This is a genomic window from Streptomyces litmocidini, from assembly GCF_014649755.1.
Classification (GTDB): domain Bacteria; phylum Actinomycetota; class Actinomycetes; order Streptomycetales; family Streptomycetaceae; genus Streptomyces; species Streptomyces litmocidini.
The window spans coordinates 260,673-270,657 of sequence record NZ_BMTQ01000013.1 but is presented as its reverse complement, the minus strand read 5'-3'; the positions used below and the strand labels follow the sequence as shown (position 1 = coordinate 270,657).

Here is a 9,985-nt window from a genome sequence, read left to right as displayed (position 1 = left end):
GGCGAAGCCGGGGAAGGCGAAGCCGGGGAAGGCGAAGCCGGGGAAGGCGAAGCCGGGGAGGGCGAAGCCGGCCGGGGGCGGCCGGACATCGCCTTCGCCGGTTCGGCGGTGCCGCCGAACATCCTCGGGGCGGTCAGTCGAGCGCCCTCGGGGCGGTCGGTCCGACGTCCTCGGGGTGGGCACGCGGGGGCCCGTCCGGGGTGGGGCGCAGCCCCGGGACGAGCGCGGCGAGGGCCGCGCGGGTGGAGGAGGCGTCGACGTGCAGGTGGGCCCGCATCCCGACGGCTCGCGCGCCGAGCACGTTGGGCTCGGCGTCGTCGACGAAGACCGCGTTCCCGGCGGCGACGCCGAGGCGCGCGAGGGTCAGCTCGTAGATCGGGGCCGCCGGCTTGCGCAGACCGACCTCGCCGGAGACGACGACGGGATCGAGCAGCGCGTCGAGCCGCTCGCGCGGGTAGGTGTTGCCCCAGCTGTTGGACAGCAGGGCGACCCGGAGGCCGAGCGCGCGCAACTCCTCGACGAGCGCGAACATCTCCGGGTCGGGCCGCATCCCGGCGAAGAGCCGGGAGAGCACGCCGACCGGATCGACCGGCCGGCCGTCGACCATGGTGAGCTGCGCGGCGAGGAGGGCGTCGAACTCCTCGACGGTCAGCTCTCCGGTCTCCAGGCGGTGGATCGGGGTGCCTGCGGGCGCGCCGCGGGACATCCAGGCCTTGAGGGTCCGGGAGAACGACGCCGGGTCGATGCCGTCGGCTTCGATCCAGGCCGCGATCGACTCCTTCACGGGCCCGGTGAGCACGCCGCCGTAGTCGAGGACGACGGCCTCGACCCGTGCGGTGGGCGGGGTGCCGGCGCCGGTCATTCGCCTGCCGCGACGCGCGTGACGCCCCCGTCGACGACGACGGTCTGGCCGGTGAGCCAGGCGGCGTCCTCGGAGAGCAGGAAGGCGACGACCCCGCCGATGTCCTCGGGCTCCCCCAGCCGCTTGAGCGGGTAGCGGGCCGCGAGCTGTTCCTCACGGCCCTCGTACAGGGCGGTGGCGAACTTCGTCTTGACGACGGCCGGGGCGACCGCGTTGACCCGGATGTCCGGGCCCAGTTCGACGGCCAGGAGCTCGGTCATCGAGATCAGCATCGCCTTGCTGGCGCCGTACATGCCGATCATGGGCGCCGGCTGGACGCCGGAGACCGAGGAGACGTTGACGACGGCGCCGCCGTGCTCCTTCATCCACGCGCCGTGGACCGTCTGGATCCAGGAGAGCGCGGCGAGGCAGTTGATCTCGACGATCTTGCGGCCGGCCGCCAGGTCGAGCTCGATCATCGGACCGTACACCGGGTTGATGCCGGTGTTGTTCACCAGCAGGTCCACGCTGCCGAACGCCTCGATCGCCTGGCGGACGGTGTCGGCCTGGTGTGCCTGGTCGTCGGCCTTGCCGGCGACGCCCAGGGCGTGCGCGGGACCGCCGAGGCCGGCGACCGCCCGGTCGAGCGTGTCCTTGGTGCGGCCGGTGATGACGACCCGGGCCCCCTCGGCGACGAGCCGCTCGGCGATGGCCAGGCCGATGCCGCGGCTGGCACCGGTGACGATCGCCGTCTTTCCCTCGAAACGCTTCATGCCTTCCGTGCTCCTTCTCGATCTCGATGCGGACGTGCTCAGCGACGTGCTCAGCCCGGACGCTCGGCGGTCACGGCCGTGCCCACGCCGCCGCCCGCACCCGTGAGCTCGACGCCGGACCGCTTGTCGTGCCGCTGGAGCGGGGTGGTGAGGACGGTGGTGACGCGGGCGCCGGTCATGTCGAACGGCCGGCGGGGCCGGGGCTCTTCAGCGCGGCGGCGTCGAGCGGCGGGCGCCGTCGGCGGTCACGGTGCCGCGCGGGCGCGTGACCGGGGTGATCCCGCGCGGGTCGAGCTCGGGCACGGAGGCCTCCGTCCACATGCTAAGCGGTTGCTTACTCAGGGTGGGCCCACTGTGCAACGGGCAAGGGGCGGTAGTCAACAGCCGCCGGGGCGGGGGCGGCACGGCCCCGGCAGGGCCTTCGCCGACGGAGCCGGCGCCGACACTGTCGCCGACGCCGATCCCGTTCGGCGTGGGGCCGCCGGCGAGCCGGGGCGTCCGGCCCGGCGGGCATGGGGCGGAACCGTGCGGCGACGGGCAGCAGCCGCCGCCTCCACCGTCGCCGGAGCCAGGCCCGGGGTCGACGAAGCGCAGCGGGCTCCGACGGTCCCCGCGGAGCGCGCCGCGGCGCATGGACGCCTCGAACCGCATCCGCGGGGCCGGGAGTCCGAGGCCCTGAGGCCCTGAGGCCCTGAGGCCCTGAGGCCCTGAGGGAAACCGGACCTGAGGTCCCGTCAGAAAGCGAAGACCGTACTGTCCGCCGTGCGGGCCCGCAGTTCACACGGGTTGCCGTAGGTCGCCGACCAGGTGACGCGCCGGCCCTGCCAGACGCCGTCACCGGTGATCGTGACCGGGTTCCACTCGTGCGTACAGGGGTGGCCCTCCCGCGAGCCGGTCAGGCTCGCGAAGTCGCCTCCCGCGGAGGCCAGTTCCCCGCAGGCCGCTTCCGGCGCGGGGTGACTGCCGGACGGCAGGGGGGCGCAGTTCAGGGTGACCGCGCGGACGACGGTGTCGGTCGCCGGGTGCGCGCCCTCACTCATGGTGAGGACGAGCGCCGACGGCGCGTAGAGGCTCGCGGGCGCCGCCTCGGCGGTGCCGGTGCCGGTGAAGGCGGTGCCGACGAGCGCGAGGCCGGTCGCGGTGGCGAAGGCGGTGGCGCCAAGGGCACGGAAGTAACGCACGGAAATGTCCCTTCCTGGGATGACTCGGATGATCGGGATGGCGGGTGCGATGCGAGCCGATCGGCTTCGCAACGGAGTCTTGTCGACGCGGAGGGTGATCGCACACGCGGTCGCACCTTTCCGGCCGCGCCCTCGACAGCCCCCTACCGACTGGTCGTTCGGCCAGTTGAGAGGTGGTGTTCCGGTACTGCGCCCCGCCTGCCGGGCGCGGACGCCACAGGCGGTCCAACCTCGAACAATCCGCTGACCTGGGCCGTCGCCGAAATGGTTCGGAACGTGACCGCCCGCACCCGCCCGCGATCGTCCGGAATCCAGGACCCCGGCACGGTCCAGCCGGGCCCCGGCAGGCCCGCGCCGCCACCCCGGACACGCGGGAGGCACTGCGGCACGCCCGGGCCCCGTACGCGATGCGGGGCCATCCAGGTGACCGGCAGGGGTCCACGGGGGGCAGTGGCTCGGGTCCTCGGCGGCTCCACTCCTATCGTGGAGCACAGTGACGGTCGGCACCGAGGTGGGCAGTGTATGAGGAAACCGCAGATCGACTATGCGGCGGTGTTCCAGGCCCTGCCCGGAATGGTGGCTCTGCTCACGCCGGACCTGGTGTACGCGGACGCCAACGAGGACTTCCTGCGCCTGGCCGGACGCACGCGCGAGGAATTGCTGGGCCGGTACATCTTCGACGTCTTCCCCGGGAACCCCGACGACCCGGCCGCGGCGGGCAGGAGGGAGACCGAGGCGTCGATGCTGCGCGTGGTGGCCACCGGGGAGCGGGACACCATGGCACTGCTGCGCTACGACATCGAGGATCCCGGCCGGCCCGGCCACTGGGTGGAACACTTCTGGAGCCCCGTCAACGCCCCCGTACTGGGCCCGGACGGAAGGGTGGTGCTGATCGTCCACCGGGTGGAGGAGGTCACCGAACTCATTCGCGCCCGGGGCGACACGGGCGACCACGACAGCCGCGCCCGCGGCACGGCCAACGAGGGCAGCCGGGCCCGCGTCCTGGAGGCGGAACTCTACACCCGTGCCCGGGAGCTGCAGGAGGTCAACGAACGTCTGCGCCGTGCTCATGCGCGCGAGCGCGAGGTCGCCCTGGCTCTGCAGGAGGCGATGCTGCCCGCCCCGACGCCCCTCAGGAACCATCGGGTGGCCGTGCGCTACCGGCCCGCCGTCGGCGCCCTGAACGTGTGCGGGGACTGGTACGACCTGGTCGACCTGCCCGGAGACCGCATCGCGGTCGCCGTCGGCGACGTCGTCGGCCACGGCCTCGGTGCCGCCTGCGTGATGGGACAGCTGCGCAGTGCGCTGAGCGCGGCCGCCCGTGTCGCCGACGGCCCGGCCCGGGCCCTGGAAGCCCTGGGCCTGTACGCCCGCCATGTCGACGGGGCCGAGTCGACCACGGTGGTGAAGGCATTCGTCGACTGGGACACCCACACCCTCACGTACAGCAGCGCCGGCCATCCACCGCCCGCTCTGCTCCACCCCGACGGCACCGTGACCTTCCTCGACCGGGCGACCGATCCGCCGCTCGGCGCCCGCCCCGAACACGTCCCCCGGCCACAGGCCAGTGCGCCCTTCACCGAGGGCGCCACCTTGGTCATGTACACCGATGGGCTGATCGAGCGCCGTGACGAGGACATCGACGTGGGCCTGGGCCGCCTCGCCGGCTCCCTCGTCCGTCACGGGGCGGCCGACTCCGAGGCCCTGGCCGACGCACTCCTGGCCGACCTCCTCCCGCCCGGCGGCAACACCGACGACACGGCGCTGGTCATCATCCGCCTGTGACCCGTCCGGCGGCGAAGCCGAGGACCCGGTCGGCGCCCGTCCGCCGGGGCACGGCCGGGAATCCGGCCGTGCCGGCGGCGGGACGCGGGCGGGCGACGGACGGCCCGGCCTCGTCGGGCAGTCCGGTCTGCGCGGTTCACGGTCCCCCACTCGGGGGCCGGGGCAGGCCCTGCTGCCGCCGGCGGTGCCGGACGGCGGCCACGACGAGCCGGATCGCGAGACCGAGAACGATCAGGTTGGCGACCATCTGCCCGGTCACCACCAGCCGCGCCGTCTGGGACTTGGCGGTGATGTCGCCGAAGCCGACGGTGGCGAACACGGTGACGGCGAAGTACAGACCGTCGGTGTGCGTCAGACGCCCGCCGAAGTTGACCGGCGACAGCGCGGCCAGGACGACGTAGGAGGCGGCGAACAACAGCAGGAAGAACGGCACGCTGAGGGCCAGGGCCTCGACCGCGCGGACGACCGGGATCGGCGACCGGATGATCGTCCGGATCTGGAGACCGACCAGCACGACGAACGCGGCCAGCCCGGCGACCAGGATCGTGATGGCGGACCGCGTGGAGGTGCGGTCCAGGGGAAGGGCGTAGTAGAGGGCCAGCAGCACGGCGACCGACGCCACCGCCCTCAGCACCATCCACGCGATCCTGCCGGAGGAGAGCCCGGGCGCGGGCCGGGCGCCTCGTGCGGTCGTGGCGCGGTCCGTCATGACCTGCGCCGCACCTCGCCCAGGGCGGACCGGAACGACAGGCCGTGCTCCGTCCACACCAGACCGAGTGCCGCTCCCAGGACCAGGACCACCCCGATCGCGATGAAGAAGGACATCAGCGCGAACACGGTCCCGATCAGACCGTATCGCTCGTCGTAGCTGACGATCAGGCCGGAGAAGATCACCGAGAACACCGCCATCATGCCCGTCCAGCAGGCGCCGGTGGCGACCGCGCACGGCAACAGGCCGCGCCAGGTGATCCTCCCGGCCAGCAGGAACCACATCGAGAACCAGAAGAAACCGATGCTGAGCACGGTGTGCGCGATCCAGAACAGTACCGGACCGGTTCCGCGCAGCCCCGGCCCCGCCGCGGAGACCGCGAACACCGTGCCCACGACCAGCGCCAGCCACACGAGGGCGCGCACCGAGTCCGCCGCGCCCCTGGTCCGTACGTCGAACACCCGCTGGTACAACTGCTGGACCGCCTTCACCCCGGCCACCCCGGCCAGGACGAAGAACACCCAGGACAGCCCGGTCACCGCGGCGGAAATGGCGGAGGAAGAGGCGAACAGCTTTCCGACGTCGGCCGCCGCCTGTTCGTCGAGGCCCATGCGATGCGACAGCGTCGACGCCGCCGACCGCCCGGCCAGAGCCGTCACGATCAGGAAGAACGGCACCACGCACAGCAGCAGCGTGGCGGCCAGCACCATGGCCTGGCTGATGAAGTCCACCGCGTCCAGCCGCTGCCACAGGGAATCGGCCCACGACCCGCTGTACTTCGCCCTGCCCCAGTCGGCCGTCCGGCGCACCCGGCCCGCGCCGCGCGGGGCCGTGGACGGACCGTCCGACGGGCGGGGGCCTGCGGCCTCCGACGACCGCGCCCCCGGCTCGTCCCCCTCGCCCTTCGGAGTTCTGCTCGACGAATTCATGTCCCTCTCCCGGTGACGCGTTCACCTGGAGGCCGGCGACCGGCTCGGGCGCGCGGATCCGGGACCCGGCACCCGGCGGTCACACCGCCGGCGGCGTACGCCCTACCTCGATCGTCTCTCGCGCCCGCCACCCTCGCGGCGGCCGGATGCCCCCGGGGGGCATCCGGCGGTTTTCCCGTCAGTGATGGAACCCGACACGGTCCTTGTCGCGCGGGCGGCCCTCGTCGAGCTGTTTGATGGCGCGGCGCATGTCGTCGGCGAGGAGCTCGAGCTCGTCGCGGTCGACGCCGTGGCGGACGAGGACGCGTTGGATGACGGTCTCCTGCCGGTCGGGCGGCAGCGGGTACGACGGCACCTGCCAGCCGCGCATCCTCAGCAGGTCGGAGAGGTCGTACAGGCTCCAGCCGACCGAGTCCGGGTCGGTGAGCGTGTAGGAGACGGCCGGCAGCGCCCCCGCTCCGTCGTACAGCAGGGTGAAGGGGCCCATCTCCGCGACCTGCCGGGCGAAGTGCCGGGCGGTGTCGGAGCAGGCCTGGTAGACCCGGCGGTAGCCCTCTCGCCCCAGCCGCAGGAACATGAAGTACTGGGTGACGACCTGGCCGCCGGGGCGGGAGAAGTTCAGGGCGAGGGTGGGCATGTCGCCGCCGAGGTAGTCGACGTGGAAGACCAGGTCGTCGGGCAGTGCGGCCTGGTCGCGCCACAGTGCCCACCCGACGCCGAGCGGGGCCATCCCGTACTTGTGGCCGGAGGCGTTGATGGAGGCGACCCGCGGCAGCCGGAAGTCCCACACCAGGTCGGGCTGGAGGAACGGCGCGATGAACCCGCCCGACGCCGCGTCGACGTGCAGCGGTACGTCGAGGCCGGTCTCCGCCTGCAACCGGTCCAGCTCGGCGGCGATCTCCGCGACCGGCTCGTACGTGCAGGTGTAGGTCACCCCGAGGATCGCGACCACGCCGATGGTGTTCTCGTCGACGTACTCCCGCAGCTGGTGCGGCTGAAGACCCGTCGCCCCGGGCTCCACCGGCACCTGCCGCAGCTCCACGTCGAAGTACCGGGCGAACTTCTCCCAGCACACCTGCACCGGCCCGCACACCAGGTTCGGACGTTCCGCCGGCTGTCCGGCCGCGCGCCGCCGGTCCCGCCAGCGCCACTTGAGGGCGAGGCCGCAGAGCATGGCCGCCTCGCTGGAGCCGGTGGTCGAGCAGCCGACCGCGTTGGCCTCGTCGGCGCCGGCCGGGGCGTGCCAGAGGTCGGCGAGGATGTTCACGCAGCGCGACTCGATCTCCGCGGTCTGCGGGTACTCGTCCTTGTCGACGATGTTCTTGTCGAGGCACAGGTCCATCAGGCGGCGGACCTCGTCGTCCGCCCAGGTCGTGCAGAAGGTGGCGAGATTCTGCGCGGCGTTGCCGTCCAGCAGCAGTTCGTTGCGCAGCAGCTGGAAGACCACGGGCGGTGGGGCGGGGAACTCCGGCATGGCCCGCTTGGGCAGCGGACGCTCGCTCAGCGGCGAGGCGAAGATGTCGACGGCGGGATCGGCCGCCGGCTCCTGAGCATTGTGCAGCGCCACCAGTCACCTCACGTGTCATTTCTCGGACTCGAACCAGACATTACGGACCCGGCCAGGCGCGCGGCATGAACACGTACGCCATCCGAGCGCGACCCGGTGGCCCTCGGGCCCGCCGGGCAGCCCTCCGCTGCGGCGTCGTCGCGGCGGGGACGGACGGCGACCGGTTCGACTCTTCGGGTGCCTCTGCCGAGGCGGAAGGTGTCAGGTCCGAATCCCGCGGCTCTGCCCGCGACGGCGCTCCCGGGGCCCGACGCCGCACGGCGGCCCTGTTCTCGCCGCCCGGTTCACGCCCCCCGGGGGGACCCGATGAGGCACATCCGTACGGTCTGCTCGCGCGGTTCCGGTCGCCGGGCCTCCACGTGGTGGAGACGCGCGGGCCCCCCTGACGTGGATCACCGGCGCACGGGCCTGCCGTGACAGCGGGCCCACTTGCGTCCCCCCGCGCACGGACAGGGCGAATTGTGCGGCCGGCGGGCGTCGGCGTCCGCGTACTGGCGCATGATCAGGGCGGGGGCCTGCCCCTGGCGCAGCAGCCCGGTCATGGTGCGCATCGGAGGGTCGACGTGGTGGAAGAAGGACTTGAAGCCGGCGCACAGGTGGTTGAGGCCGGGCTCGCCGTCCGGAGCGGTGTCGAAGCGGTCCTTGGGGCAGCCGCCGTGGCAGGCGAAGCGGACGTCGCAGTCGAGGCAGTACCGGGGCAGGCCGTCGTGCTTGTCCCGGCCGAACTTCCGTTGCTGCGGCGAGTCGACGAGCTCCAGCATGTGCCGGTCGCCGATGTTGCCGAGCAGGTGGCCGGGCTCGACGAAGTGGTCGCAGGAGTACAGGTCCCCGTTGTGCTCCAGGGCGAGGGCGCTGCCGCACGTCTCGGAGTGCACGCACAGGGAGGGCGGCTCGCCGTACCAGTTGGCCAGGGCCACGTCGAACATCTGGACGTACACGCGGCCGACGTCGTGGCGGACCCAGTCCTCGAAGACGTCGATGAGGAACCGGCCGTACTGCTCCGCCGTGACCGACCGGCCGGTGACGTGGTCGCCCTCCTGCCGGTACAGGGGCCGGTCCTCGGCGCGGGCGCCCCAGCCGGCGTCGGCCGACGGCAGCCCGTCCGCGGTGGTGCGTTCCACGATCGGGATGAACTGCATGTGCTCGGCGCCGCATTCGTCGCGCAGGAAGGCGTAGACCTCGCGGCCGTGCCCGGCGTTGGCGTCATGCAGCGTGGTGAGCGCGTTCCACCGCACGCCGTGCGCGCGCAGCTGCCCGAGCCCGCTCATGACGCGGTCGAAGGTGGGCTTGCCGCCCTTGTCGACCCGGTAGGCGTCGTGGAGCTCGCGGGGGCCGTCGATCGACAGGCCGACGAGGAAGTCGTTGTCGCGGAAGAACCGGGCCCATTCGGCGTCGATGAGCGTGCCGTTGGTCTGGATGGTGTTGACGATCCGCCGGCCGGGACGGGCGTACCGCCGCTCGTACTCCAGGGACCGGCGGAAGAAGTCGAGGCCCATCAGGGTCGGTTCACCGCCCTGCCAGGCCACGGTGACCTCGGGCGCCGGACCGTGCGCCTCGATCAGCTGCCGGATGTAGGCGTCCAGCAGTTCGTCCGCCATGCGGAACCTGCTGCCTTCGTAGAGCAGCTCCTTGGACAGGAAGAAGCAGTAGGTGCAGTCCAGGTTGCAGATCGCCCCGGCCGGCTTGGCCAGGAGGTGGAACGGCCGGCGCCGTACGGTCGGATCGGGCGGCTTCACGGTGCTCATCCGCCCAGGATGGGACGCATGCCCGCGTGAGCGCGTCACTCGCCTCGGGTGACGCGGGGAGATTCCCTCGTACGCCGTCGGGCACCGTGGTCAGAGGTGGTCGCGGGGTGGGCGCGCCGTCCCGGTCGGATCCGCGACCGGCCGCCGGCACGCCGGCGGCTCATCCTGCTCACGCACGGCGACTTCGAGCAGCGCCCGGGGCCGGTCAGCCTGGTCGCGGAGGCCGGGTGGCGTGGGCGCCGCACTTCCTCGGGGCCGAGGGGGCGTGTGGCGCTCACGGCGTCCACGGGCACCGGCGCGCTGCGTAGCACCAGCGGCGCGGGGGTCCGGACGAAGACGTCCTGGGCCCACCGGCCGTATCCGGACCGCCACCGCCTCCGGAACCCCTCGGCCTCGCCCTCCACGAGCCGCGCGGCGCCCCGGAACACGCCCGGCCGACGGGCGAGCCACCGACG

9 protein-coding genes are annotated in these 9,985 nt (G+C 72.9%); 1 reads left to right on the top strand and 8 read right to left on the bottom strand.

Going from position 1 to position 9,985, the window contains the following annotated elements; all coding sequences use genetic code 11:
- Positions 1–133: 133 nt before the first annotated feature.
- The 4 genes from IE180_RS26340 to IE180_RS26325 all read right to left on the bottom strand — a co-directional run bounded on the left by IE180_RS26340 (position 134) and on the right by IE180_RS26325 (position 2,795).
- Positions 134–862, bottom strand: coding sequence for an HAD family hydrolase (locus IE180_RS26340; RefSeq protein ID WP_190159429.1), 729 nt, complete (start codon positions 860–862; stop codon positions 134–136).
- Positions 859–1,614: an SDR family oxidoreductase gene (locus IE180_RS26335; RefSeq protein WP_190159428.1), complete on the bottom strand. Its 756-nt coding sequence runs from the start codon at positions 1,612–1,614 to the stop codon at positions 859–861. Before IE180_RS26335 ends, IE180_RS26340 begins: the two co-directional genes overlap by 4 nt.
- 50 nt (positions 1,615–1,664) lie before the next feature.
- Positions 1,665–1,793: a hypothetical protein gene (locus IE180_RS26330; RefSeq protein ID WP_190159427.1), complete on the bottom strand. Its 129-nt coding sequence runs from the start codon at positions 1,791–1,793 to the stop codon at positions 1,665–1,667.
- A gap of 555 nt (positions 1,794–2,348) precedes the next feature.
- Positions 2,349–2,795 (bottom strand): subtilase-type protease inhibitor, encoded by a 447-nt coding sequence (locus IE180_RS26325; protein ID WP_190159426.1) that lies wholly within the window; start codon positions 2,793–2,795, stop codon positions 2,349–2,351.
- Between the two features lie 522 nt (positions 2,796–3,317).
- Between IE180_RS26325 and IE180_RS26320 the strand changes: the two genes are divergently transcribed.
- Complete coding sequence (locus tag IE180_RS26320) at positions 3,318–4,580, top strand: PP2C family protein-serine/threonine phosphatase (protein WP_190159425.1); 1,263 nt, start codon at positions 3,318–3,320, stop codon at positions 4,578–4,580.
- A gap of 136 nt (positions 4,581–4,716) precedes the next feature.
- On the opposite strand, the gene IE180_RS26315 is transcribed toward IE180_RS26320, so the two are convergent.
- From IE180_RS26315 to IE180_RS26300, 4 genes are all read right to left on the bottom strand, one after another.
- Positions 4,717–5,289, bottom strand: a complete 573-nt coding sequence (locus tag IE180_RS26315; protein WP_190159424.1) for a potassium channel family protein — start codon at positions 5,287–5,289, stop codon at positions 4,717–4,719.
- Entirely contained in the window at positions 5,286–6,218 is a 933-nt protein-coding gene (locus IE180_RS26310; protein WP_190159423.1) for a YhjD/YihY/BrkB family envelope integrity protein, read from the bottom strand. Before IE180_RS26310 ends, IE180_RS26315 begins: the two co-directional genes overlap by 4 nt.
- 178 nt (positions 6,219–6,396) lie before the next feature.
- Complete coding sequence (gene gad, locus IE180_RS26305; protein ID WP_373302823.1) at positions 6,397–7,785, bottom strand: glutamate decarboxylase; 1,389 nt, start codon at positions 7,783–7,785, stop codon at positions 6,397–6,399.
- Positions 7,786–8,177: 392 nt separating this feature from the next.
- Positions 8,178–9,530: an anaerobic sulfatase maturase gene (locus tag IE180_RS26300; RefSeq protein ID WP_190159422.1), complete on the bottom strand. Its 1,353-nt coding sequence runs from the start codon at positions 9,528–9,530 to the stop codon at positions 8,178–8,180.
- Positions 9,531–9,985 lie beyond the last annotated feature (455 nt).